Genomic DNA, 24,877 nt, shown 5'->3' on the forward strand with positions numbered 1-24,877 from the left:
AATCAACAAATTCGCGCGGCGACTGTTGTAGGCGTGTCGATATGGCGACGCACCAGTTCGGCGAATTGGTCCGCCGGCACGGCCGGACTCAGGTAGAAGCCCTGCAGCAGGTCGCACTCGCGGCCCTTGAGGAACTGCAGCTGGGCCTCGGTCTCCACGCCCTCGGCCACCACCTCCAGGCGCAGGCTGTGGGCCAGCGCGATGATGGCGCTGACGATGGCGGCATCGTCGGCGTCCTGCGGCACGTCGCGCACGAAGGAGCGGTCGATCTTGATGATGTCGACCGGGAAGCGCTTCAGGTAGGACAGCGAGGAGTAGCCGGTGCCGAAGTCGTCGATGGACAGGCGCACGCCCAGCGAGTGCAGGCGGTGCAGCGCGGCCAGCGTGTCCTGGGCGTTTTCCATCAGCGTGCTCTCGGTGATCTCCAGCTCCAGCAGGTCGGGCGGCAGGCCGGTGTCGGCCAGCACGGCTTCGACCGAGGCGGTGAAATCCTTTTGCAGCAACTGGCGCACCGACAGGTTGACCGCCACCCGCATCGGCGGCAGGCCGGCGCAGATGAACTGCTGCAGCTGGGCGCAGGCGGTGCGCAGCACCCAGTCGCCGAGCGGGTTGATCAGGCCGGTTTCCTCGGCCAGCGGGATGAAGTCGACCGGCGCGATCATGCCGCGGGTCGGATGGCGCCAGCGCACCAGCGCCTCCATGCCGATGATCTTGCCGCTGGCCAGGCAGGCTTGCGGCTGGTAGTACACTTCCAGCTGGTGCTGCTGCTCCATGGCGCGGCGCAGGTCGCTCTCCAGCCGCACGTGCTCGGAGATCGAATGCTCCATCGATGCTTCGTAGAACTGGAAGCCGGAGTTGGTGCGCTTGGCGCGGTACATGGCGCTGTCGGCGTGCTTGACCAGCGTGGCGACGTCGGCGCCGTCGTGCGGATACATGGCGATGCCGACGCTGGCGGTGACGAAGATGTCGTGGCCGTCGATGGGGAAGGGCGCCGACAGCACGCGCACGATGTTGTGGGCGGCGGTGGCGGCCGCGGCCGGGCTGTCGAGCTCGTTGAGGACGACGGTGAATTCGTCGCCGCCGAGGCGGGCCACGGCGTCGTCGGCGCGCACGGTGTGGCGCACGCGCTGGGCCACGGCCTGCAGCAGGCGGTCGCCGACGTCGTGGCCGAGGTTGTCGTTGACATACTTGAAGCGGTCCAGGTCCATGAACAGCACGGCCACCTGCTGGCCGTTGCCGGCGTGGCGGGCCTGCTCGATGCTGGCGGCCAGCAGCTCGAAGAACAGCGTGCGGTTGGGCAGGTTGGTCAGCACGTCGTTGTAGGCCAGGTGGCGGATGCGCTTCTCGGCGCGGTTGGCCTCGATGATGCGGCGCACCCGCTGCGACAGCACGGCGTAGTGGATCGGTTTCGGGATGTAGTCGCTGGCGCCGGCGGCGAACGCGCGCTCGACCGAGGAATTATCCTGCAGCGCGGTGATCATCAGCACCGGCACGGCGCCGGCGTTGGGCAGTTCCTGCATGCGGGCGCAGGCGGTGAAGCCGTCCATCACCGGCATCATCGCATCCATCAGGATCACGTCGGGCTGGAAGCGGGCCAGCATGGCCAGCGCTTGCGCGCCGTCGGCCGCTTCCTCGACGCGGAAGCCGTCGCGCTGCAGGGTGTGGCGCAGCGTGCTGCGGGTGCTGCGGTCGTCGTCGACCACCAGCACCTGCGGGCGCTCGTCGCCGGTCTGCGGCGCGGCCGGGGCGGTGTCGCTGATCTCGGCTTGCAGGAAGGCGGCCAGCGCCTCGTAGTGGGCGCGCAGCGGCGCCAGCAGCGGTTCGATCTGCCCGGGCTGCTGTTCGGCGGCGAAGTGTTCGGCCTGCTGCGCCAGCTGGGCCAGCGTTTCGGCGCCGAAGTTGCCGGAGGAGCCCTTGAGCGCGTGGGCGCGGGCGCGGGCGGTATGCATGTCGCCCGCTTGCACGGCTTGTTCCAGTTCGTCCAGGCAGGCCGGGGTGTCTTCCAGGTAGGGCGTGACGGCGTGCGGCAGCGTGTCGCCCAGCACTTCGCGCAGCTTGTCGAACACGGCCGGGTCGACCGGGCAGGGGATGCCGGCGCCGCGCGGCGCCGCGGCATAGGCCTGGGCCGCCGTGGCCTGCGGGGTGGGCGTGCTGAGCGGGCCGCCGTGCGGCAGCCATTTTTCCAGCTTGTGGCGCAGCTCGACCAGCGTGATCGGCTTGGCCAGGTAATCGTCCATGCCGGCGGCCAGGCATTTTTCGGCGTCGCCGACCTGGGTGTTGGCGGTCATCGCCACCAGCGGCGTGCGCCGGCCCATGGCCAGCTCGGCCAGGCGGATGTGGGCGGTGGCTTCGTAGCCGTCCATCTCCGGCATGCTGCAATCCATCAGGATCAGGTCGAAGCGCTCGCGCTGGGCGGCGCGCACGGCTTCGACGCCGTCGGCCGCGAATTCGCAGACGCAGCCGTTCATCGCCAGCATGCCGGCGGCCACCATCTGGTTGGTGCGGTTGTCCTCGGCCACCAGCACGCGGAACTGGCGCTCGGGCTCGGCGGCGGCCGGGCTCAAGGTCGGCGTCAGCGACGGCACCGGCAGCGGCGCGGCCGATGGCGCGGCGGTTGGCGGACGCATCGGCAACGGCGGGCCGGCCACTTGCTGCAGCGCCGGGCGGCACAGGATGGAGAAGGTGAAGGTGGTGCCACGGCCGGCCTCGCTGTCGACGCCGATGCGGCCGCCCAGCAGCTCGACCAGCTGCTTGCAGATGGCCAGGCCGAGGCCGGTGCCGCCGTAGCGGCGCGTGGTGCTCGGGTCCGGCTGCACATAGGCTTCGAACAGGTGGCGGCGCACTTCTTCGCTCATGCCGATGCCGGTGTCGCGCACTTCGAAGCTCAGGCCGAAGGCGGCGCCCGGCAGCAGCGCGACGGCGATCGCCACTTCGCCGCGGTCGGTGAACTTGATGGCGTTGCCGATCAGGTTGATGAGGATCTGGCGCAGGCGCAGCGAATCGCCGGCGATGCGGGCCGGCACGTCGGGCGCGATGGTCCAGTTCAGGGACACGCCTTTCTGCTGCGCCGGGCGGGCCACCAGCTCGGTCACTTCGGACAGCAGGGTGCCGAGGCAGAATTCGGTTTCCTCCAGCTTGAGCTTGCCCGCTTCCATCTTGGAGAAGTCGAGGATGTTGTTGATCAGCGCGATCAGCGTGCGCGAGGAATTCCAGGCGACGTCGACGAACTCCTGCTGGCGCTGGGTGAGGCGGGTTTCCTTCAGCATGTCGAGCATGCCGACCACGCCGTTGAGCGGCGTGCGCACCTCGTGGCTGACGGTGGCGGCGAACTGCGCCTTCATCTGCGCCATGTTGACGGCGGCGTCGCGCGAGTCCTTCAGTTCGGCCTCGCGCTGCTCCAGCACGTTCATCATCTGGTTGAAGGCGTGGGCCATCTCGATCAGGTCGCGCGGGCCGGCCGGCGCCGCGCGCATGCCCGATTCGCCGGACTCGGCGCGGCGCATCAGCGTCGACAGCGCGTTGAGCGGGTTGATCATGTGGCGCGTCAGCAGGCGGCCCAGCACCAGCAGCACCACGGCGAAGGACAGGGTCAGCGCCAGGTTGCCCAGCAATAGCGACCAGGTCAGCTGCTTGAGCGTGCTCTTGGCGATCTGCACGTGGACGTAACCGAGCAGCTGCTGCTGGTGTTCCTGCAATTCGAACGGCGAAGCCTCGCTCTGGCCGCCGTAGACCGGCGCGGCGAACAGCCAGCCGTCGGCGGTTTCGCCGACCAGGCCGGCGTGGGCTGGCACCGGCTTCGACAGGTTGGCTTGGTCCAGCCTGGCGCCGTCGACCACCTTGGACAGCAGCACCTTGCGCTTGGTATCCATGATCTGCAGCGCCGCCACGTCCGGGAAGGACAGCGTGGAGTTGACCACTTCGCGGGCGTTCTCGGACGAGTGGAACAGCAGCGCCAGCGTGCTCTGGCGGGCCAGGTTGTCGGCGATGCGCTGGCCCTGTTCGATGAAATAGTCGCGCATGCGGGCATTGGCTTCCCACGAGTTCATCAGCGCGGAGAACACGGCCAGCCCGAGAATCGCGCCGGAGACGATGACGGTGAGCTGGCGCTGGAAACCGGTACGGCGCAGGAAATTACGGACTATGTTAATCATCAGGGCTGCGGATAGACGAAATCGAAACTGCGCTGTTGCAATGCGCCCAGGTTGAGACCGATGTGGCTGGCCGTGCGGAGATTGATGGCGGTCTGCAGCTCGCGCAGCGGCACCAGCGCGCGGCGGCGGACGTCGCCGGCGATCACGCCCAGCGCCGAGGCGGCCAGCGTGCGGCCCAGCTCGACGTTGTCCGGCACCATGGCGAACAGCGCGCCTTTCTTCACGTGCAGCACGTTGCTGGAGAACAGCGGCACGCCGCTGTTCCACGATTCGCGCAGCACCAGCGGCAGGATGGTGCTTTCCTCGACGGTGGTGCTGTCGTGCGGCAGCCAGACGGCGTCGTGGCGGTTGTCGGCGGCGGCGATCAGCTGCGGATACAGCTGGGCGGCGCGGGCCAGGTCGCCGGCCACGTGGGCTTGCAGCTCCAGCCCCTGGGCCTTGGCGGCCTCGCGCGCCAGCTTGACCAGCCATTCGGATTTCTGCGGGTTGTAGACCACGATCACGCGCTTGAGTTCCGGCAGCAGCGCGCGCAGGCGCGAGAACAGCATGGCCGGATCGGGCGTCATGCTGATGCCCATCACGTTCTCGGCGTCGGACAGCAGCAGCACGCCGCCGGCCAGCACGGCGATCTCGCGGTCCAGCCCGGCGGTGGCGTTCAAGCCCTGGCGGCCCAGCGCGATCACCACCTTGGTGCCGTTGCGCTTGAGCGTGGCGTTCAGCTCGGCGGTATCGACCCTGGGATCGACCGGGTAGCTGCGGACCTTGAGCTTGGTCCGCTCCTCGATGCCCTGGATCATGGCGATGAAGGCGGAGCGGAACGGTTCCTCGACGTTGGGGTAGACCACGGCGATGGTGCCCTTGCCGATGGAAGCCTGCAATTCGGGGCGGCGCAACTGGTCTTCCAGCTGGGCCAGGGTGACGGGGCGCACGTCGGCGCGCAGCGGCGCCGGCATGGGCATGGGCGGGGAAGACTGGAGCGGCGACTGCGGCGGCGAGACGAGCGGCGCGGCCGGCTCGATCAGCATGCCGCCATGGGCGGCGCCGGCGCTGACCAGCGCTATGCTGGACGGAATCACGCCGCCCCCGGCCTGCGCGGCGCCGGCGACGCTCGCCAGCAGCAGGGCGGCGGCGCGTCTCCAGCGCCGTGGATTGAATATTGTGTTTTTCATCAGACGATCTTTACTGCACTTCTACTGCGGCGCCAGGAATGACGTTATTAAGATGCTTTCATAGTATAAGCTGAGAATTTGCAATTCGGAAATAATATCGGCCTATGGCGGGCTCGTCCCTAGGGTTCGGGGAAGACGGCGTCGAAGCTCCGTTGTTGGCTGGAGACAAGATTGAGGCCGATGTGGCTGGCGGTGCGGGAATTGAGCGCGCTGCGCACCGCGCGCAGCGGCGTGACGCCGCGCCTGGGCTGCTCGCCGTTTTGCATGGACAGCGCCAGCGCGGCGAGGTCGCGGCCCAGCTGCACATTGTTGGGATACATGCCGAACAGTACACCTTTCTTGACGTGCAAGACGCTGCTGGAAAACACCGGCACGTTGCGGCTCCACGACTCCTTCAGCACCAGCGGCAGGATGGTGGTTTCCTCGACGGTGGTGCTGTCCTGCGGCAGCCACAGCGCGTCGCGGTGGCCGTCGGCGGCGGCCAGCTGGGTTTCGTAGGCGCGCGCCGCGCCGGCCAGGTCGGACGCCTCCAGCGCGGCCAGCTCCAGCCCCAGGCTTCGGGCGGCCTCGCGGGCCAGGCGGATCTGCGTCTCGTTGACGGCCGGGTTGTAGACCACGATCACGCGGCGTATGCCGGGCAGCAGGTTTTTCAGCATGGAGAACAGCAGGGCGGGGTCGGGCGTGAGGCTGATGCCGTTGAGGCGGTCGGCGTCCGGCGACGGGCCGACGCCGCCGACCACGACGGCCTGCGCCGGGTCCAGCGTGCCGGCCGCCTTCAAGCCCTGGCGGCCGAGGGCGATCACCACCTTGCCGTTTTTGAGCAGGTTGCGCAGTTCGCCCAGGTCGGTGGCGGCCGTCAGCGCGATGGCGCGCGGCCTGGCCTTCGATTGTTCCTCGATGCCCTGGAGGATTTCGGCAAACACCGTGCGATAGGGATCGCCGATGTCGGGATACAACACCGTCAGCGTCTGGGCGTTGGCCTGCCCGCCGAGTAAGCTCAGCAACAGGACCAGCAAATGGGCAACGACGTAAATGGTGAATCGCACAATGATAGTCGCGGCTGGGTAAGAACAGCGGAAGTGTATCCTTTGCTAACGATTCTACCTTCATAGATAATTTCAATGTAGAGGATGAAAGCGCTTCCAGTTGATATAAACTAAGATTCTGGCAACACTTATTTAACATTGCTCCATGCCTGCCTCCAAAACCCCGGTCCGCACACCACCCATGTTCAACCTCGCCTGGCCCCTGCTCGTGGAGCTGGGACTGGCGATAGCCTCCAGCGTGATCGGCACGGCGCTGGCCTCGCGCATCTCCGACGCCGCCGGCGGCGCCTTCGCCATCGCCAGCCAGGTGTCGGCCACCTTGTTCATCCTGTTCCGCATCATCGGCGCCGGCGTCAGCGTGGTGGTGACGCAAAACCTGGGCGGCGGCCAGCGCGCGGCGGCCGACCGCGTGGCCTGCGCGGTGGTGGGCGCCAGCACCTGGCTGGGCGTCGTCACCGGCCTGATGGCGCTGCTGGGCGCGCACGGCGTGCTGCACCTGCTGAACGCGCCGGCCGAAGTGCTGCCGCTGGCGGCGCCGTTCCTGCAGGCGCTGGCGCCGGCCATGCTGCTCGACGCCTGGAACGCCTCGATGGCCAGCGTGATGCGCGCCCACCTGCGCACGCGCGACACGCTGGTGGTGCTGGCGATCATGCACCTCAGCCACCTGGCGCTGGCGATACCGCTGATGCACGGCTGGGGGCCGATACCGGCGCTGGGCCTGCCCGGCTACGCGGTGGCGCTGGCGGTCAGCCGCGCCATCGGCCTGGCGCTGCACCTGCTGATGTGGCGCGTGCACCTGCACATCCGCGTGGCGCGCGACGACTGGTGGCGCCTGCCGCGCCGCGAACTGGGCGCGGTGCTGCACATCGGCCTGCCCGGTGCGGCCGAGAACATCGCCTGGCGCCTGGCCTTCATGGTCAGCGTGGCGACGGCGGCGGAGCTGGGCGCGAGGTCGCTGGCGACGCAGGCCTATGTGCTGCAGCTGATGGGCGGCGTGATGATGTTCAGCATCGCCACCGGACTGGCGGTGGAAATCGTGGTCGGCTATCTGATCGGCGCCGGGCGGCTGCGCGAGGCGCATGGCGTGGTGCGGCGTTCGCTGGCGCGCGGACTGGTGGTCTGCGTGCTGATCGCCGCCTGCGCCGCGCTGCTGGGGCGATGGCTGCTGGGCTGGTTCACGCAGGACCAGGAGATCATCGCGGCCGGGGCCACGCTGTTGTGGATCACCGTGCTGCTGGAGCCGGGCCGCACCTTCAACCTGGTGGTGATCAACGCGCTGCGCGCCGCCGGCGACGCGCGCTTTCCCGTGATGGCGGGCGCCCTGTCGATGCTGCTGGTGCTGGCCGGCGGCAGCTGGCTGCTGGGCGTGGTGCTGGGCTGGGGCTTGCCCGGCGTGTGGATCGCCTACGCCGCCGACGAATGGATACGCGGCCTGGTCATGTGGCGCCGCTGGCAGACCCACGCCTGGGTGCCGCACGCGCGCGCCTCGCGCAAGCGGCTGCGGCCTGTCATCGTGGTCGAAGGCTAGGCCAGTTCCGCGAAGCGCCCGGTGATCCAGTCGATGAACACGCGTACGCGGTTGCTCAGGTGCCGGTTGGGCGGATAGACCACGTGGAACGCGTAGGGCGCCGGCTGCCAGCTTTTCAGGATGGGCACCAGCGCGCCGCTGGCGATGTGGTCGCGGGCGATGTAGTCGAAGGTCTGGATCACGCCCAAGCCGGCCAGCGCCGCCGCGAAGTGGGCATTGCTCTCGTTGATGCCGATGGCGTGGCGCGGCCGTATCTCCAGCTTCTGGCCGGCGCGCGCGAAACTGGCCGGCACCGGCCGCCCGCTGCGGGCGGACAGATAATTGATGAAGCGGTGTTCGCCTTCCAGCTCGGACGGATGGCGCGGCGTGCCGTGCGCCGCCAGGTAGTCCGGCGTGGCGCAGGTGATCCAGGCCGCCTTGCCGATCGGCCGCGCCACCAGCGACAGGTCGGTGATGACGCCGCCCCGTATCACGCAATCGACGTTGTCGCTGATGAGGTCCACGTGGCGGTCGCTGACGCCCAGGTCGAGCTGGATGCCGGGATAGCGTTCCAGGAATTCCGGCAGCGCCGGCACGATGATGCGGCTGGCCACCGAGGAACCGGTGTCCACGCGCAGGTGGCCGCGCGGTGTGCCGTGGGCGGCGCCGAAGCTGTTGTCGATGTCCCCGAGATCCTTGATGAACCGCGTCGCCCTCTCGTAGTACAGGGCGCCGTCTTCCGTGACGGCGACATGGCGCGTGGTCCGCTGCAGCAGGCGCACGCCCAGGTGCGCCTCCAGCGACTGCACCAGCTTCGTCACCGTGGCCTTGGGCATTTGCAGCGAATCGGCCGCCTTGGTAAAGGTTCCCGCCTCCACCACGCGGGCGAAGGTGCGCATTGCCAGTAGCTGATCCATGATTCCTCCTGCTTCGATTATACATACAGGGGAATAAAGCATTCATTTATAGCTACTTTATCGAATAATGCGATGGCCTTAAAGTGGCTGCACTCAACTCACTTTATGGAGCAGATCATGAAACTTCAAGGCAAAGTAGCACTCATCACCGGCGGCACCTCGGGCATCGGCCTGGCGACGGCGCAGGAGTTCGCGCGGCAGGGCGCCACCGTCTACGTTACCGGCCGCCGCCAGCCGGAGCTCGACGCCGCGGTCGACGCCATCGGCCACGGTGCCGTCGGCGTGCGCGCGGACAGCGCCAATCTGGCGGACCTGGACCGCGTGTGTGCGGAAATCGGCCGCCGCTCCGGCCAGCTGGACATCCTGTTCGCCAACGCCGGCGGCGGCGACATGCAGCCGCTGGGGGCGATCACCGAGGAGCATTTCGACCGCATCTTCGGCGCCAATGTGCGCGGCACCGTGTTCACCGTGCAGAAGGCGCTGCCGCTGCTGAAGGATGGCGCCTCGGTGATACTGTCCGGTTCGACGACGACGGTGCAGGGCACGGAGAACTTCAGCGTCTACAGCGCCAGCAAGGCGGCGGTGCGCAACTTCGCCCGCTCCTGGCTGCTGGACCTGAAACCGCGCGGCATCCGCGTCAACGTCATCAGCCCTGGCCCGGTGGCCACGCCGGGTTTGGCCGGGCTGGTGCCGGCCGAGCATGTGGACGGTTTGTATGGCCACCTGGCCAGCCTGGTGCCGATGGGCCGCCTGGGCGATGCGGCGGAAATCGCCAAGGGCGTGCTGTTCCTGGCCTCCGCCGACAGCAGCTTCGTGAACGGCATCGAGCTGTTCGTCGACGGCGGCGTCGCGCAGATCTGAGGATAAAAAAAGCGCCGGAAATTCCGGCGCTGTTGCTGGCAGCGGTGCGGCTTACTGCACCGTGAGGATCACCTTGACGGTGTCGTCGACCTGCGATTTCTCGATGTAGCCGATGGCCTGCGGATCGGCCGCCACGGCTTTCTTCACCTCGGCGCTGGAGCCCAGCTCCTTCGGTGCGCTGGCCTTGCCGGTAAATACCAGCTTGGACCAGATGGCCTTGACCTGCGTGGAATCCTTGTCCAGCACTTTTTTATAGAACTCGTTGCGCAGCGGGCCGTCGGTGTGCTCGATAGGCGTGAACAGCGTCGATTTACCAAGGAAGAACTGGGCCGCCTGTTCGCTGAACATGCGCGTGGCCGGATTCTTCGGGCTGACGATGACGACGATTTCCGCCGCGAATACAGGGGCTGCGGCCAGCCATACGCCTGCCGCCAGCAGCAATTTTCCGATAGTCGTTTTCATATGGGTTCTCCTTAGAAGACGAAATCGATGGCGGCGGCGTACACGTTGACGGTGCTGCCCGCAAAGCCCGGTTTGGGATTGAGGAAGTAGCCCGCGCCGTCGCGCGTTTTGATGCGATCCATCTGCACCTTGAACGCGGCCGATTTGTAGAAGTCCCAGCGCACGCCGATGCCGGTGGTCGATTGCAGGCCGGATTTGATGGCCGCGTTGGTGCCGGCGGTCAGCGCCGCCAATGGACCCGCGGTCGGCATCGACGCGAAGTCGCGGACGCTGTCCTGCTTGACGTCGCCGTGCACGATGAAGGGCACGAACTTGCCGTAGCGGTAGCCCATCATGATGTACCAGGAACTGGTGTCCGGCACCAGGCGCGATTCGGTCTTGCGCTTCGCGTATTCGGCCTGGCCGATGATATTGTTGTAGTCCATCGTGATGCCGGCCGACGTGAAGGTGCCCTTGATGTCGGTGAGCTTGACTTCATTCGCCACCGAGGTCAGGCCGACTTTGTTCAGCGTGCCCACCAGGCCGGTGAGGCTGGCGTTGTCGTAGATGCCGAAGCTGGCCTGCGAGCGGCCGATGCGGTAGGTGAACGGGCCGTTCTCCACCAGCAGCTGGGTCGAGACCACAGGCTTGAAGTCGACGTAGTAATTGCCCGGCGAGCGCACCTTGGCGCGGCCGACCGCCGCCTGCGCGGTCACGGTGGTGTCGCCGAAGCTGTGCTGGTAGACCACGTCGCCGCCGTCGGCGTTATCGACCGTGACCTGGCGATACACCTCGTTCGGCGGGCGCAGCATGGTGTTGGCGTAGCCGACGTTGCGCACGTCGGAAATCATGTACACCGGCAGGCCGATGCGGCCCACGCGCAGCGAGAAATCGTCATTGAGCTTGAACTTGGCGAAAGCCCATGCCAGTTCGGCGCCGAACTGGTCGTTGTTGCCATTCTTGCGGACCAGGCCTTGCGCGGTGAACGAGACGGTGTCGCTCCATTTGGCGGTGGCCTGGATGCCGAGATTCGAATCGACGCCGGGGCGTGCGTGCTTGGTGACGCCGGACGCCTGGTTGACGCGGTTGAATTCCGCCTGGTCGGAGTTGGACATCGTCAGGGCGCCGGTGCCGAAACCGCTGACGGTGATCGGCATGCCGTCCTGCGCACGGGCGGTGGTGGCGGCCAAGGCGCCGAGGACTGCTAAAGCTGTAATTGCAAGCTTGGGTTGTTTCATCGTGTACCCCTCCGTTGGTTGATGGCGCCGTTATAGGTTGTTGTGTGCGCCTTTTTTAGTGTGGCCCGGGGAGCAGGGCTTGTGGGCGATTTTGTGGAGAAATGTCACAATTGCGTTGTGCAGAGGCAACAAATTGCAAGATGGAAGCGGTGTCATATGATGCAAACGGCAAGCTTGTCTAAAGGATGTGCTTGATCTACAGAGGGTATTCGGCGGCGGCCGGCGCGCCTTGTCCAAGACAGCCATGACACAATTTGCGCCGGCGCGCGGGGTGTTTACAGGGCCGGCATTTTGCGGAAGCCGACGCCCAGGCGGTTCCAGGAATTGATGGTGTTGATGGCCAGCGTCAGGTCCACTTGTTCCTTGGGCGTGAACTGGGCTTGCAGCCGTTCGTAGTCGGCGTCCGGTGCGTGGGTGGTGGAGAGCTGGGTCAGCGCCTCGGTCCAGGCCAGCGCGGCCTGTTCGCGCTCGCTGAAGAACGGCGTTTCGCGCCATGCGGCCACGCCGTGCATGCGGCGGTCGCTCTCGCCGGCCTTGCGGGCGTCGGTGGTGTGCATGTCGATGCAGAAGGCGCAGCCGTTGATCTGCGAGGCGCGCAGCTTGACCAGCTCCAGCAGCGACGGCTCCAGTCCCAGTTTATTGACCGCGACTTCCAGCGCGATCATGGCTTTCATGGCGTCGGGGGAGGCGGTGTAGAAGTCGGTGCGTGCGTTCATGGTGGTCTTCCTTCAATGTGGTGGGTGAATGAAGCCATTGTAGGAGACCAATCGCGGGCCTGGAGAGGCCAATCCGGACTGAAAACACCAGTCCAATGCGCATTGCGCGGTCTAGCGGCCGGCAGCCGCGCGCTGGGCGGCGGGGAGGTTGCGGGCGATGGCGCGCAGCATCTGTTCGACGTCGATAGGCTTGGCGATGAAGTCGTTCATGCCGGAGGCGATGCACTGCTCGCGCTCGGACAGCATGACGCCGGCCGTCATCGCCAGCACCGGCAGCTCCAGTTTGAGTTCGCCGCGGATGCGGGCGGTGGCTTCGAAGCCGTCCATCTCCGGCATCTGCACGTCCATCAGCACCAGGTCGTAGCGGTGGGCGTCGGTGCGCAGCAGGTCGAGCGCGGCGCGGCCGTTGTCCACCGATTCGATGCTGGCGCCGGCGTGGGCCAGCATGCTTTGCGCCACCAGCTGGTTGATCGGATTGTCCTCCACCAGCAGGATGCGCACACCGTCGATGCGCACGCCCGGGGCGCCGGCATCGGCGCCCGGCGCGGCGCTGGCGACGACGGGCGCCTTGTTCAACGCCAGTTGCAGGGTTTCGTTCAGGCGGGCCATGGTGACGGGCTTGAGCAGCACCGCGTTGGCCGCCTCCGCGCCCTCGGTGTGCAGCAGCTTGCCCTGGCCGAAGGCGCTGACCATCAGGATCACGGCGGGGCAGTGGTCCGGCATGGCGGCGCGGATCGCCTGCATGGTATCGAGGCCGTTCATGCCGGGCATGTCCCAGTCGACCAGCACCGCGTCGTAGCGGGTGGCGGCGGAGCGCAGCAGCGCCAGCGCCTGTTCGCCCGAGCCGGCCCGGTCGCTGCTCCAGCCGCGCGCGACGATGGTGCGGCACAGATAATCGGCGCCGAGCGGATCGTCGTCGACCACCAGCAGGTGCTGGGGCGGCAGCTGCGCGCCTTGCGGCGGCGGCTCGTCGGCGCGCAGCAGCGGCACGGTCAGCGTGAAGGCGCTGCCGGCGCCGGAGGTGCTCCGGACTTCGATGGCGCCGCCCATCAGCGCGGCGATGCGGCGCGAGATCACCAGTCCCAGGCCGGTGCCGCCGAAGCGCCGCGTCATCGAGGCGTCGGCCTGCGAGAACGGCGCGAACAACTGCGCCAGCTGGTCCGGCGGGATGCCGATGCCGCTGTCGCGCACCGTGAAGCGCAGCGTGGCCGTGCCGTCGGTGGCGGCGTCGCCGATGCGCTCGACCAGCACCGATACCGATCCCTTCTCGGTGAACTTGATGGCGTTGCCGACCAGGTTGATCAGGATCTGCTGCAAGCGGTGGCCGTCGCCGAGCAGCGACTGCGGCACGTCGGCTTCGACGCCGATGGCCAGCTCCAGGTCTTTCTCGCCGGAGTTGACGGTCATGATGGTGGCGATGGCCTCGAGCACGGCCTGCAGCTGGAACGGCGCCGGCGCCAGCTCCATGCGGCCGGCCTCGATCTTGGAGAAGTCCAGCACGTCGTTGAGGATGCTGAGCAGCGAATTGCCGGACGACCGTATCATCTTCAGATACTTTTGCTGGTCGGGCGAGAGCGAGGTGTTGTTCAACAAATGCGTCATGCCCAGCACGGCGTTGAGCGGGGTGCGGATTTCATGGCTCATGTTGGCGACGAATTCGGACTTGGCGCGGCTGGCCGCTTCGGCCAGGTCGCGGGCGACGATCAGCGAGCTTTCCGATTCGCGCAGCGCGGCGGTCTTTTCCTCGGCCAGCGCGGAGGCGTAGGCCTGGCGCGCGGTCAGCGCCCGCACCACGCCGAAGAACAGCAGGCTGATGATGGCGCCGGCCAGCAGCACGATGTGCGACTTCTGACGGTCGATGGAATTCTCGAACGCCGGCAGCGACGTGAAACGCAGCGTCCAGCGATGGTGCAGCAGCACCAGCGGCGCGGTGCGCAGATAGGGATTGGGATACTGCAGGCTGTCGTCTGCGCTGCGCTTGCTGCTGGCGTACAGGCGGGCTTCGGGCGTAGTGTCCTTGCCGTCGAAGATCTCCAGCTGGATCGCCTGGTCGGCGGGGCCGAGCAGGCCGGCCATCATGTCGTCGGCGCGGATCGGGCTATACGAATAACCCTGCAGCGCCGCCATGCGCTGCGCCGCCGTCAGCGCGGCGCCCGGCGTGGCGGGCTTGCGGTAGATCGGGAAGTACATCAGGAAGCCGGGCTGGCCCTCGTTGCCGGCGTTCTGCACCAGCACCACCTTGGCCGACAGCACCGGCTCGCCGGTGCGCGCGGCCTCCAGCAGCGCGGCGCGGCGGATCGGCTCGGACATCATGTCGTAGCCGAAGGCGCGCAGGTTCTGGCCCTGGAACGGTTCCAGGTACAGCACCACGGTCGACATCTCGCCCAGGCTCTCGCCCGGCCGCGACCAGATGCGGAAGTCGGGATGCCCCTGGCCGCGCACCTGCGCCGCCAGCGCGTCGCGGCCGGCGGCCGGCACCAGCGGCGCGTAGCCCAGCCCCAGCACGCCGGGGAAGCTGTGCGGCAGGTCCAGCGCGTCGGCGAAGTCGCGCCACTGCGCGCGGGTCGGCTCCGGTTCGGCATTGAACAGCGCCCGCGCCCCGCGCAAGCCCGATTCGTACAGGGCCATGCGGCTGGCGATGCGCTCGGCGATGTCGCCGCATTCGGTGTCGAACTGTTCGCGCGCGCGGCGCTCGGTGCTCAGCGCCACCAGGTGCCAGACCACCACCGTCAGGCCGACGCCGATCAGCAGCGTGGCCCATTGCGCGGCGCTGTGGCCGCGCACCGCGCCGCTCATGCGCCGGCGCTCGCTGGCGTCGGCGCACAGCACCATGCCGATCAGGCTGCACAGCACGACGAAGCTGTCGAGCGCGATCAGCGCGTCGTTCAGCGTGCCGACCGCGAACGGGCCCAGGCCGCGGATGGTGCACCACACCGCGCCGCCGGCCGTCGCCAGGCAGACCAGGCAGGCGCCGCGCAGGCCGTGGCGGTACGAGGCCCAGCCCACGCACAGCATGAAGATGTAGGGCAGCCAGCCCAGGCCATCGCCGCCGGCGTAGCGGCGGCCGAAGATCCAGGCGATCAGCGCCGCCAGCGCCGCCAGCGACAGCGCCGCCTCCAGCGCCACGGCCGGCCGCCAGCGCGGGTGGCGCCAGGCCAGGATCGCCGGCGCCACCGTCAGCACGCCGGCGATGTCGCCGACCCACCAGGTCAGCGCCACGGTGCCGTAGGCGGCGGCAGGCACCACGCCGCCGGCCACCAGCGTGCTGCTGCCGATGCCGGCGCTGAGCACGCACACGACCAGGGCGATCATCGCGAATTTGTAGACATCCTGCAGTTGGCTGAGCGGCCGCGCGCTGTCGGTGTAGCGCCGCATCAGCCAGGCGCCGGCCAGCGCTTCGAGGGTGTTGCCGAAGGCGATCAGCAGCGAGGCCGTCACCAGGCCTGTGCTCAGCGGCAGGCCGTTGGCGGTGAAGGTGGCCAGGTTGGCGGCCAGTGCGCCCAACAGGATCGCCGGCCAGGCCCGGTAGCCCATCAGCAGGACGGCGGCGAAGGCGATGCCCGACGGCGGCCAGACCGGCGTGGCGTTGGTGTGGGCGAAGGCCAGCATCAGGCTGGCGTTGGCGACCAGGTAGTAGCACACGGTCAGCAGCACCAGCGCGAGCGGCGCGGGGCCTGAGTGGGGGGCTGGCGGATTGTCCGGTTTGGGGCCTGCGCGCATGGCAGATAGCTAGGTTGTCTGGGTGGCAATCACTATACCCCGAAATGCGGCGGAGCGACATTTGTTGGGTTTATGGCAGGAGGACGTAGCCAACCGGCTTGCGGCATGTAATACTTAAATTTCATCATTCTAGTGACGTGCGCAGCCCATGGCGTTGAAACAGTATCTGCCGACCACCCTTAGATTCCGCCTCAGCGGCCTGGTCATGCTGCTGGTGCTGGGCGCGACCGTCACCGTGACGGTCGTCGCGCTGATGCTGGCCGAGCGCGATATGAAAGAGGTCATCGGCAGCCAGCAGTATGCCCTGCTGTCCGGCGCCGCCGCCCACATCGATGAACACCTGGCCGGCAAGAAGGCCATGCTGGCGGCGCTGGCCGAGTCGCTGCCGGCGGCCACGCTGCGCGACCCCGCCGCGCTGCGCGCCTACCTGAAGGCGCGGCCGACGGCGCGCGGCCAATTCTCCTTCCTTGAAATCTACGATGCCCAAGGCCTGCTGACCGGCGCGCTGGAGGAAGCCTTGCCGGACCAGCCCTATCACGCCGCCGGCCAGGAATGGTTCGACCTGACGCTGTCGCGGCGGCGCGGCGTGGTGTCGGCGCCGTTTGCCAGCAAGCTGGCCGGGGCGCCGACGGTGCTGATCACGGCGCCGGTGCTGGACGGCGAAGGCCGCGTGGCGCTGGTGCTGGCGGGCGGCATCAACCTGCTGCACTACGCGCCGTTCGAGTCGCTCAGCGCGCTCAAGCCGGGCAGCACCGGCTTCACCTTCATCATGACGGCCGAAGGCATCCTGCTCAGCCATCCGAACAAGGCGCGCCTGCTGCACAGTATTAATGAACGCCCCGGCAAGAACCGGGCGACGGAAATGGCGCTGGCCGGCTTCCAGGGCTGGACCGAGGCCGAGAACAAGGACGGCGTCAAGGGCATCTACTCCTATCGCCGCCTGCAGCATGCGCGCTGGATCGTGGCGGCGCGCTTCCCCAGCGACGAGGCGCTGGCGCCGCTGCGCGAGATGCGCTACGAGGCCGCCGCCGCGGCGACCGTGTTCGCCTGCCTGGCCGGCGTGCTGGCCTGGCTGGGCATCGCGCGGCTGCTGCGGCCCTTGCAGCGGCTGCGCCGCAACATCGCCGAGGTCAAGGACAGCCGCGCCGGCATCCAGGTGCTGCAGCTGGACCGCAAGGATGAAATCGGCGAATTGAGCGGCGCCTTCTACCGCCTGATGGCCGAGCGCGAGGCGGCCCAGCTGCGCACCTATGAAAGCGAGAAGCGGGCGCGCATCCTGGCCGACAACCTGCCGCTGCTGATCGCCTACCTGGACCGCGACAAGCGCTACCTGTTCACCAACGAGCACTATCGCACGCTGTGGGGCATCGATCCGCAGGGCATGCTGGGCAAGAGCGTGGCCGAGATCTTCGGCCAGGCCGCCGATTCGTGGCAGGGAGACCTGGATCATGCGCTGGACGGCGGCCGCCTGCACTACGAGCGCGAGTTCGAGAGCGGTGGCCAGATCCAGCACTTCATGGTGGACCTGGTGCCGGACATCGATGCCGACGGCGAGGTGCAGGGCACGTATCTGATGGCGATGGATATCACCGACCGCAAGAACGCGGAGCTGATCCAGGCCGCCGGCGAGCAGCGCGCCGCCGCCGCCAGCCGCGCCAAGAGCGAGTTCGTGGCCAATATGAGCCACGAGATCCGCACGCCGATGAACGCGGTGCTGGGCGTGGCCTACCTGCTGGGGAACACGGAGCTGAGCGCGCAGCAGCAGGAGTATGTGGACATGATACGGTCCTCAGGCAATGTGCTGCTGGGGATCCTGAACGATGTGCTGGACTTCTCCAAGATCGAGGCGGGGCGCATGGAGCTGGCGCCGTCGGCCTTCAAGCTGGACGAGGTGCTGGAGGCGGTGAGCACGGTGATGACGCCGAATGCGGCCGCGCGCGGCATCCAGCTGACGGTGGCGGCCGACGCCGCGGTGCCGCAGACGGTGGTGGGCGACGCCATGCGCCTGCAGCAGATCCTGATCAATTTGCTGGGCAACGCGATCAAGTTCACCGAGCATGGCCAGGTGGCGCTGCGGGTCGAGCGTTCGGCCAACGGCATGGCCGGATACGCCGGCGACGCCGTCGGCCTGCGCTTCGTGGTGCGCGACACCGGCATCGGCATGGACCTGGAGCAGCAGAGCCGCCTGTTCGAAGCCTTCAACCAGGCCGACGCCTCGACCACGCGCCGCTTCGGCGGCACCGGCCTGGGGCTGGCAATCTGCCGCCGCCTGGCGGAGCTGATGGGCGGCGGCATCGCCGTCAGCAGCATGCCGGGCAAGGGCAGCGAGTTTGTCGTCACGCTGCCTTTCCTGCTGCCGCAGGCCGAAGCGATCGCGCCGCCGGCGCCCGCCGACGACGACGCGGCGGAGCAGTGCCTCAAGGGCCTGCGCCTGCTGCTGGTGGAGGACCATCCGCTCAACCAGGTGGTGGCGCGCGGCATGCTGGAATACGCCGGCGCCAGCGTGGACGTGGCGGAAAACGGCCAGCTGGCGGTGGACCGGCTGCGCGCGCATCCGGCCGACTACGACATCGTGCTGATGGACGTGCAGATGCCAGTGATGGACGGCTTCGCGGCCACCGGCGCGATACGCCAGGAGCTGAAGCTGGACCTGCCCATCCTGGCGATGACGGCGGGCGTAATGCAGTCGGAGCAGGAGCGCTGCATCGCCGCCGGCATGAACGACTTCATCGCCAAGCCTATCGATGTCGAGCAGATGCTGGACATCATATCGCGCCACATACCGGCCGGCCGGCGGCCCTGATCCCCAGCATTTGGCGACGGCGGCGTGCATTTCGCGCCGGCCGGCCGCATTTCGTCGCATCGTCCCCGCCGCCGGTGGAGCGCTGGCTAGAGTGGAGTCTCATACACTCACCGGAGTTCATCATGCGCTACACCAGTCTCGTTGCCGCCGTCCTGTCCACCCTGACCCTGCTGGCCGCCACGCCGTCGCAAGCCGCCGACCTGAAGATCACCGTCACCGGCGTCGCCAGCGCCGACGGCCAGGTGCTGGTTGCGCTGTACAACTCGGCCGAGACCTACCAGAAGAAGGCCTTCCGCGTGGCGGGCGCACCGGCGGTGGCCGGCGCCATCGCGATCGAGATCAAGGACCTGCCGCCCGGCGACTACGCCTATTCGCTGTTCCACGACGCTAACGGCAACGGCAAGATGGACAGCAACGTGATCGGCATTCCGACCGAGGACTACGCCTTCAGCAACAACGCCATGGGCAAATTCGGTCCGCCGAACTACGAGGCGGCGCGCTTCACGCTGCCGGCCGCCGGCGCCACCACCAGCGTCAACCTGCACTAAGCGGAGGCCTGCCATGAGCGACCGCCGCCAATTCCTGTCCCGTAGCATCGGCCTGGCCGCCCTCGGCCTGAGTTCCGGCGCCGCGCTGGCCGACGCCGACACCTACCGCCGCTTCCACCAGGCGCTGGCCCGCGAGCCCAGGCTGGCGGCCTTCGCCGGCGCCACCGGTGAGCTCTCCGGCGACGCGGCGGTCCACGGCCGCATGCCGGCCGACCTGCAGGGCGTCTTCTACCGCAATGGCCCCGGGCGATTCGAGTTGGGCGGCGAGCGCTATCACCACTGGTTCGACGGCGACGGCTTCGCGCAGCGCTGGCAGATCGGCGGCGGCAAGGTCAGTCATCGCGGCCGTTTCGTCGCCACGCAGAAGTTCGTCGAGGAGAGCGCTGCGGAACAGTTCCTGTACCCGGCCTTCGGCACCCACATCGGCCGCAAGCAGCCCAAGAACAACGACACGATGAACGCCGCCAATACCAACCTGCTGCCGCTCGGCGGGCGGGTGTACGCTTTGTGGGAGGGCGGTTCCGCCGTCGAAGTCGATCCGCAGACGCTGGAAACGCGCGGCATCAAGACCTGGAGCCCGGAGCTGAAGGCGATGCCGTTCTCCGCCCATCCCAAGGTCGATCCCGACGGCGGCGTATGGAACTTCGGCACCATGCCGGGTGCGAACCTGCTGGTGCTGTATCAACTGAGCGCCGCCGGAGAATTGAAACGCAGCGCCGTCGTCAAGGTGCCGCAGCTGAACATGGTGCACGATTTCGTCGTCAGCGGCCGCCACCTGATCTTCCTGGTCCCGCCGTACGACCTGGTGGGCGGGGTGGACACGAGCTTTCGCGAGAACCTGCAATGGGCGGGCGACAAGCGGCCCTTGCGCGCGGTGGTCATCGCCAAGGACACGCTGGAGCTGCGCCAGATATTCGAACTGCCGGCGCGCTCGGTCTTCCACTTCGGGAACGCCTTCGAAGACGGCGCCTGCACCCGGCTGGACGTGGTGATGCATGACGGCGACATCCTGCCGGAACTGGGCCTGGTCATGCGCGGCGAGCTGCGGCCCTTCCATGCGTCCGCCAGCACGGTGCAGGTGACGCTGGACTACGCCAGCGGCCAGGCGCGCGAGGCGCGTTTGTTCGGCGCCAGCGAGTTCCCACGGGTGGCGCCGCAGGTGGTGTCGGCGCGCCACCGCAAGCTGGCGGTGCTGGGCGTGGCGTCCGGCAGCAAGGACTACATCCTCAACACCGTCAACCTGATCGACATCGGCAGCGGCAAGGCGGACAGCTACAGCTTCGGCGCCGGCTGGCAGGTGGAGGAGCATGTGCTGGTGCCACGGCGCGGCGCCCGATCCGAGACCGACGGCTACCTGGTCGGCGTGGCCCAGGACTCGCGGCGCGCCCAGACCGTGCTGACGGTGTTTGATGCACACAACATCAAAGCCGGTCCAAGGGCGATGGCGAGGCTTTCTTATACTTCGCCGCTTTGCTTTCATGGTAACTTTCTGCCGGCATGACTAACTTGGGATACACGATGAATAACCGCAGCGAGGCAGGCATGGCCTCATTGGATGTCGCAGAGCCGTCGCTGGCGCATCCGATGGACCTGATCCCGTTCTTCCGCCGCTGGCCGGCGACGGCGCAGCGCAACCTGCTGTACACGCTGTTGTGGAACTGCGGCCTGGGCACGGTCCTGACGGTGCTGGAGATGCTGATGTCGGCCGACCGTCGGGCATTGCTGGGGGATTGGCAGTGGGCGCTGGTGCAGGCGCACTGGCTGCCGATGCTGTTCATTTCGAACCTGATCGGCTTCCTGGTCCATGGCGGCACCGCGGCGACCAACGCGCTGACCCAGGGCTGGCCGGGCCGCGCCAAGGGCATGCCCCGGCTGCTGTTCAACCTTGGGCTGGTGCTGGCCAGCGTGCTGATAGGCCTGAGCGTAGGCACGGCACTGCTGAACGGGCAGAATTTCTTCGACTTGCTGGGCAACCGCAGCGCCGTGCTGCAATCCGTGATCCTGGCGATGGTGATCGCGCTGCTGATGTACCTGGTGCGGCGCGGCGCCGAGCGCAGGCTGGCCGCAGCGCTGGAGAAGGCGCGGCAGCAGGAGCTGATCGCCTCCAGCGCGCGGCTGCTGGCGGAGGCGCGCTTGCGCGCCCTGCAGGCGCAGATCGAACCGCACTTCCTGTACAACACGCTGGCCAATGTGGTGAGCCTGATCGGCCCGCAGCCGGCCAAGGCCCAGCACATGCTGGAACGGTTCATCGACTACCTGCGCGCCAGCCTCGCGGCCAGCCGAGGCGAGGAGGCGACGCTGGGTTCCGAGGCCAAACTGATCGCCGCCTACCTGGACGTGCTGGCGGTGCGCATGGGCGAGCGGCTGCGCTATCGCATCGAGGTGCCGGACGAGCTGCGCCAGTTCGCGATCGCCCCGATGCTGCTGCAGCCGGTGGTAGAGAACGCGATATCGCACGGGCTGGAGCCGAAGGTGGAGGGCGGCGAGATCGTCGTCAGCGCCCAGCTGGACGGCGCGCACCTGCGCCTGCAGATCAGCGACACCGGCGCGGGCCTGGGCAGCACCATGTCTGCCAAGCCGGGCGGCGGGGTAGGGCTGAGCAATCTGCGCGAACGTTTGCGCAGTTTGTACGGCGCCGCCGCTCGGGTAGAATTACTGGAAAATCAACCTTGCGGCATGACGGTGCGCCTCATGCTGCCTTTGAATGCGAGCCTGACATCGAACCACTCCGCGCCCTGATCGCAGACGACGAAGAACATCTGCGCGACTATCTTGAAGGTCAACTGAAAACGGCGTGGCCGGAACTGAAGGTGGTGGCCAAGGCCGCCAACGGCATCGAGGCGCTGCGCCTGATCGGCGAGGAGGCGCCGGACGTGGTGTTCCTCGACATCCGCATGCCCGGCATGACGGGGATGGACGTGGCGGCCCGGCTGGTGGCGGACGCCAAACCGCCGCACATCGTGTTCGTGACGGCCTTCGACCAGTACGCGGTGGAGGCGTTCGAGCATTCCGCCGTCGACTATTTGCTGAAACCGGCGAGCCTGGAGCGGCTGGACAAGACCGTCGCCAAGCTGAAGGCCGCGCTGAGGGCCAAGGAGCCTGCGGCGGCCGGCATCACGGCGGCGACGCTGCATGCCTTGCTGGCGCAGCTGGGCGGGGCGGCGCAGGCGGTGGCGGCGCCTGCAACGGCCCCCGCGCCCGCACCCACGCTGCAATGGATACGCGCCTCGCAAGGCGACCAGACGCGCCTGATCTCCGTCGACGAGGTGATCTACTTCCAGAGCAACGACAAGTACACCAGCGTCTTCCTGGCCGACGGCGAGAGCCTGATACGCACGCCGATCAGCAAGCTGCGCGAGCAGCTGGACGAGCAGAAGTTCTGGCAGATCCACCGCAGCGTGATCGTCGCCGCGCACCACGTGGCCGGCACGCGCCAGGATTTCCGGGGCCGCCTGATGGTGCAGCTCAAGGGCCGCGAGGAGCAGCTGGTGGTCAGCCGTAACTACGTCGACCTGTTCCGCCAGATGTAGGCGCCAGCAGTGGAGGTGGCCGCCGCGCTTGCCGCTACCTGACCAGCATGCTGCCGGGGGCGATATGATAGGCGTCGTAGTAATAGCGCTTGTAGATCGCCGCGATGGCGCCGCTTTTCTGCATGTCGCGCATCGCCGATTCCAGCGCCGCCAGGCGCTCCGGCGACACCGCCTTGCGCGATACCGCGACCGCGCGCGGCGGGCCATCGTCGACCATGCGGTAGGCGGCTTTCTCCACCTGGTCTGCCATATGCAGCTCGGCGACCACGGCCTCGCCCTGGTCCTCGGGTATCAGCACCGCATCGATGCGCCCCAGCGCGAGCTTCTGGAAGTTGGCCTCCATGTCCTTGACGGCTTCCTTCCGCAAATTGCAATCGTGCTCGATACGGCGCACGTGCTCGGCGCCGAACTTGACGCCGATGCGCAGCGGCGCCAGGTCGGCATACTCGTTGATGACGATGTTCGCGCCTTTGCGCACATAGAACACGCGGTCGGCGCTGTGCTCGCGGTAGGGCGTCTGCAGGAATTGCAGGTAGGCGCTGCGGCGCGGCGTCTCGCGCACGCCGATCATGACGTCGGCGTCGCCCTGTTCGAGCATGAACAGGCAGCGCCTCAGCGGGCATGGCTTGATCTGCAGCGTCATGCCGCTGCGGCGGGCCAGCTCGCGCATGACTTCCGTGTAGGCGCCGCCGTAGACACCGTCGTTTTCGGTGGACCACGGCAGTATCCTGTTAAAGGCGAGCACCAGCGGGCGCTCCGCAGCCGTTTCGGCATGCGCAGGCGCCGCCAGCGACGCCGCCAACGCCGCTGCGATCATCAGGTGAGCGCGCAGAATCTTATTTGCCCAGCACAGGTTTGACCTTGGCCGCCGCTTCCTTGGCGCGGCTGCGCGCGGTCTCCACGTCGTCGGCGGTGGCCAGCGCCACGCCCATGCGGCGGCGCGCGAACGATTCCGGCTTGCCGAACAGGCGGATGTCGGTGCCCGGCACGCGCAGCGCTTCGGCTACGCCTTCAAAGGCGATGCCTGCCGCTTCGTGCTGGCCGTAGATGACGGCCGAAGCTCCCGGCGCCTTCAGCGCGACGTTGACCGGCAGGCCGAGGATGGCCTTGGCGTGCAGCTCGAATTCGCTCTGCACCTGGGTCGCCATCGTCACCATGCCGGTGTCGTGCGGGCGCGGGCTCACTTCCGAGAACCAGACCATGTCTTCCTTGACGAACAGCTCGACGCCGAACAGGCCCAGGCCACCCAGGTCGCCGGTGACTTTCCCGGCGATGTCGCGGGCGCGCGCCAGCGCCAGAGGGTTCATGCGGCAAGGCTGCCAGGATTCGACGTAGTCGCCCTGTATCTGCACGTGGCCGATAGGATCGCAGAACTGCGTCTCGACCTTGCCGTCGGCGCCGATGGAGCGCACCGTCAGCAGCGTGATTTCGTAGTCGAAGTCGATGAAGCCTTCAACGATGACGCGGCCCGAATCGACGCGGCTGCCGGCGGCGGCGTAGTCCCATGCGGCTTTGACTTCGGCGGCGCTGTCGATCTTGGACTGGCCTTTGCCGGACGAGGACATGACAGGCTTGATCACGCATGGGAAGCCGATGGCGGCGGTGGCTTGCTCCAGTTCCGCCAGGCTGCTGGCGAAGCGGTAGGGCGACGTCGCCAGGCCCAGGGTTTCGGCGGCCAGGCAGCGGATGCCTTCGCGGTTCATGGTCAGCTGGGCGGCGCGGGCGGTCGGGATGCAGGTGATCTTGCCGGCCTGTTCCAGCGCGGCCAGCGTGTCGGTGGCGATGGCTTCGATTTCCGGCACGATCAGGTCCGGCTTTTCCTGCTCGATCAGCGCGGCCAGCGCGGCGCCGTCGGCCATGTTGATGACGTGGGCGCGGTGCGCGACCTGGTGGCCCGGCGCGTTCGGATAGCGGTCCACGGCGATCACTTCCACGCCAAGGCGCTGCAGCGCGATGATAACTTCCTTGCCGAGTTCACCGGAGCCGAGCAGCATGACCTTGGTGGCGGTAGGAGATAGTGGGGTGCCGAAAATGCGTGGAGTGTTCATGTGGACGTCCGGGATATATAAGGGGAAAACGGTGGATGGTGTGCAGCCGCAGCGCTGCGCGGGCCGACTATAGCAAACTGCGGCTATTTTGGACAGCGGCCGGGAGCTTATAATAAGCTCAATCTTGGCATCGCATTAACCGGCGCTGCATCGGGGGCGCTTATCGCGGCCCGGCCGCGCTT

17 protein-coding genes are annotated in these 24,877 nt (G+C 67.6%); 7 read left to right on the forward strand and 10 right to left on the reverse strand.

The genetic code is table 11. From position 1 onward, the window contains the following. Positions 1-2: 2 nt before the first annotated feature. From DUGA2_RS13900 to DUGA2_RS13910, 3 genes are all read right to left on the reverse strand, one after another. Complete coding sequence (locus DUGA2_RS13900) at positions 3-4,151, reverse strand: EAL domain-containing protein (RefSeq protein ID WP_070267057.1); 4,149 nt, start codon at positions 4,149-4,151, stop codon at positions 3-5. Beyond that, a complete protein-coding gene (locus DUGA2_RS13905; protein WP_070267056.1) occupies positions 4,151-5,320 on the reverse strand; it encodes an ABC transporter substrate-binding protein in 1,170 nt (389 codons plus the stop codon). The genes DUGA2_RS13900 and DUGA2_RS13905 overlap by 1 nt, the downstream gene beginning before the upstream one ends. Before the next feature lie 119 nt (positions 5,321-5,439). After that, positions 5,440-6,366 carry an ABC transporter substrate-binding protein gene (locus DUGA2_RS13910; RefSeq protein ID WP_070267055.1) on the reverse strand — a complete coding sequence of 309 codons (927 nt, stop codon included), beginning with the start codon at positions 6,364-6,366 and terminating at the stop codon, positions 5,440-5,442. A 181-nt stretch (positions 6,367-6,547) separates the two neighbouring features. Between DUGA2_RS13910 and DUGA2_RS13915 the strand changes: the two genes are divergently transcribed. After that, positions 6,548-7,894: an MATE family efflux transporter gene (locus DUGA2_RS13915; RefSeq protein WP_070267054.1), complete on the forward strand. Its 1,347-nt coding sequence runs from the start codon at positions 6,548-6,550 to the stop codon at positions 7,892-7,894. Here the strand turns inward: DUGA2_RS13915 and DUGA2_RS13920 are convergent. Next, positions 7,891-8,790, reverse strand: a complete 900-nt coding sequence (locus DUGA2_RS13920) for a LysR family transcriptional regulator (protein WP_070267053.1) — start codon at positions 8,788-8,790, stop codon at positions 7,891-7,893. The two genes, DUGA2_RS13915 and DUGA2_RS13920, sit on opposite strands and share 4 nt — an antisense overlap. Positions 8,791-8,907: 117 nt before the next feature. Here DUGA2_RS13920 and DUGA2_RS13925 point away from each other — a divergent pair, with 117 nt between their 5' ends. Continuing rightward, positions 8,908-9,651, forward strand: a complete 744-nt coding sequence (locus DUGA2_RS13925; RefSeq protein WP_070267108.1) for an SDR family oxidoreductase — start codon at positions 8,908-8,910, stop codon at positions 9,649-9,651. A 51-nt stretch (positions 9,652-9,702) separates the two neighbouring features. On the opposite strand, the gene DUGA2_RS13930 is transcribed toward DUGA2_RS13925, so the two are convergent. The 4 genes from DUGA2_RS13930 to DUGA2_RS13945 all read right to left on the reverse strand — a co-directional run bounded on the left by DUGA2_RS13930 (position 9,703) and on the right by DUGA2_RS13945 (position 15,766). Further along, complete coding sequence (locus tag DUGA2_RS13930; RefSeq protein WP_070267052.1) at positions 9,703-10,113, reverse strand: hypothetical protein; 411 nt, start codon at positions 10,111-10,113, stop codon at positions 9,703-9,705. Between the two features lie 11 nt (positions 10,114-10,124). Further along, the gene (locus tag DUGA2_RS13935; protein WP_070267051.1) at positions 10,125-11,330 is read right to left on the reverse strand and encodes a hypothetical protein; all 1,206 of its coding nucleotides are present in this window, start codon (positions 11,328-11,330) and stop codon (positions 10,125-10,127) included. A 275-nt stretch (positions 11,331-11,605) separates the two neighbouring features. Then, positions 11,606-12,046 carry a carboxymuconolactone decarboxylase family protein gene (locus tag DUGA2_RS13940; RefSeq protein ID WP_008448900.1) on the reverse strand — a complete coding sequence of 147 codons (441 nt, stop codon included), beginning with the start codon at positions 12,044-12,046 and terminating at the stop codon, positions 11,606-11,608. A 111-nt stretch (positions 12,047-12,157) separates the two neighbouring features. Further along, on the reverse strand, positions 12,158-15,766 hold the full coding sequence (locus DUGA2_RS13945) for a CHASE domain-containing protein (RefSeq protein WP_070267050.1): 3,609 nt from the start codon (positions 15,764-15,766) through the stop codon (positions 12,158-12,160). Positions 15,767-15,914: 148 nt separating this feature from the next. Here DUGA2_RS13945 and DUGA2_RS13950 point away from each other — a divergent pair, with 148 nt between their 5' ends. The 5 genes from DUGA2_RS13950 (at position 15,915) to DUGA2_RS13970 (ending at position 22,647) form a co-directional block, all read left to right on the forward strand. After that, positions 15,915-18,569 (forward strand): ATP-binding protein, encoded by a 2,655-nt coding sequence (locus DUGA2_RS13950; RefSeq protein ID WP_070267049.1) that lies wholly within the window; start codon positions 15,915-15,917, stop codon positions 18,567-18,569. Between the two features lie 122 nt (positions 18,570-18,691). Next, positions 18,692-19,117, forward strand: coding sequence for a DUF2141 domain-containing protein (locus tag DUGA2_RS13955; protein ID WP_070267048.1), 426 nt, complete (start codon positions 18,692-18,694; stop codon positions 19,115-19,117). 13 nt (positions 19,118-19,130) lie between these two features. Beyond that, positions 19,131-20,618 carry a carotenoid oxygenase family protein gene (locus tag DUGA2_RS13960; protein WP_070267047.1) on the forward strand — a complete coding sequence of 496 codons (1,488 nt, stop codon included), beginning with the start codon at positions 19,131-19,133 and terminating at the stop codon, positions 20,616-20,618. A gap of 17 nt (positions 20,619-20,635) precedes the next feature. Beyond that, positions 20,636-21,856, forward strand: a complete 1,221-nt coding sequence (locus DUGA2_RS13965) for a sensor histidine kinase (protein ID WP_070267046.1) — start codon at positions 20,636-20,638, stop codon at positions 21,854-21,856. A 20-nt stretch (positions 21,857-21,876) separates the two neighbouring features. Then, on the forward strand, positions 21,877-22,647 hold the full coding sequence (locus tag DUGA2_RS13970) for a LytTR family DNA-binding domain-containing protein (protein ID WP_070267107.1): 771 nt from the start codon (positions 21,877-21,879) through the stop codon (positions 22,645-22,647). Between the two features lie 34 nt (positions 22,648-22,681). On the opposite strand, the gene DUGA2_RS13975 is transcribed toward DUGA2_RS13970, so the two are convergent. Both DUGA2_RS13975 and purT read right to left on the reverse strand, forming a co-directional pair. Then, positions 22,682-23,464 (reverse strand): ABC transporter substrate-binding protein, encoded by a 783-nt coding sequence (locus tag DUGA2_RS13975; RefSeq protein ID WP_070267045.1) that lies wholly within the window; start codon positions 23,462-23,464, stop codon positions 22,682-22,684. 19 nt (positions 23,465-23,483) lie between these two features. Beyond that, entirely contained in the window at positions 23,484-24,695 is a 1,212-nt protein-coding gene (gene purT / locus DUGA2_RS13980; RefSeq protein WP_070267044.1) for a formate-dependent phosphoribosylglycinamide formyltransferase, read from the reverse strand. Positions 24,696-24,877: the final 182 nt, after the last annotated feature.

The organism is Duganella sp. HH101, assembly GCF_001758795.1.
In the GTDB taxonomy this organism is placed as follows: Bacteria; Pseudomonadota; Gammaproteobacteria; order Burkholderiales; family Burkholderiaceae_D; genus Rugamonas; species Rugamonas rivuli.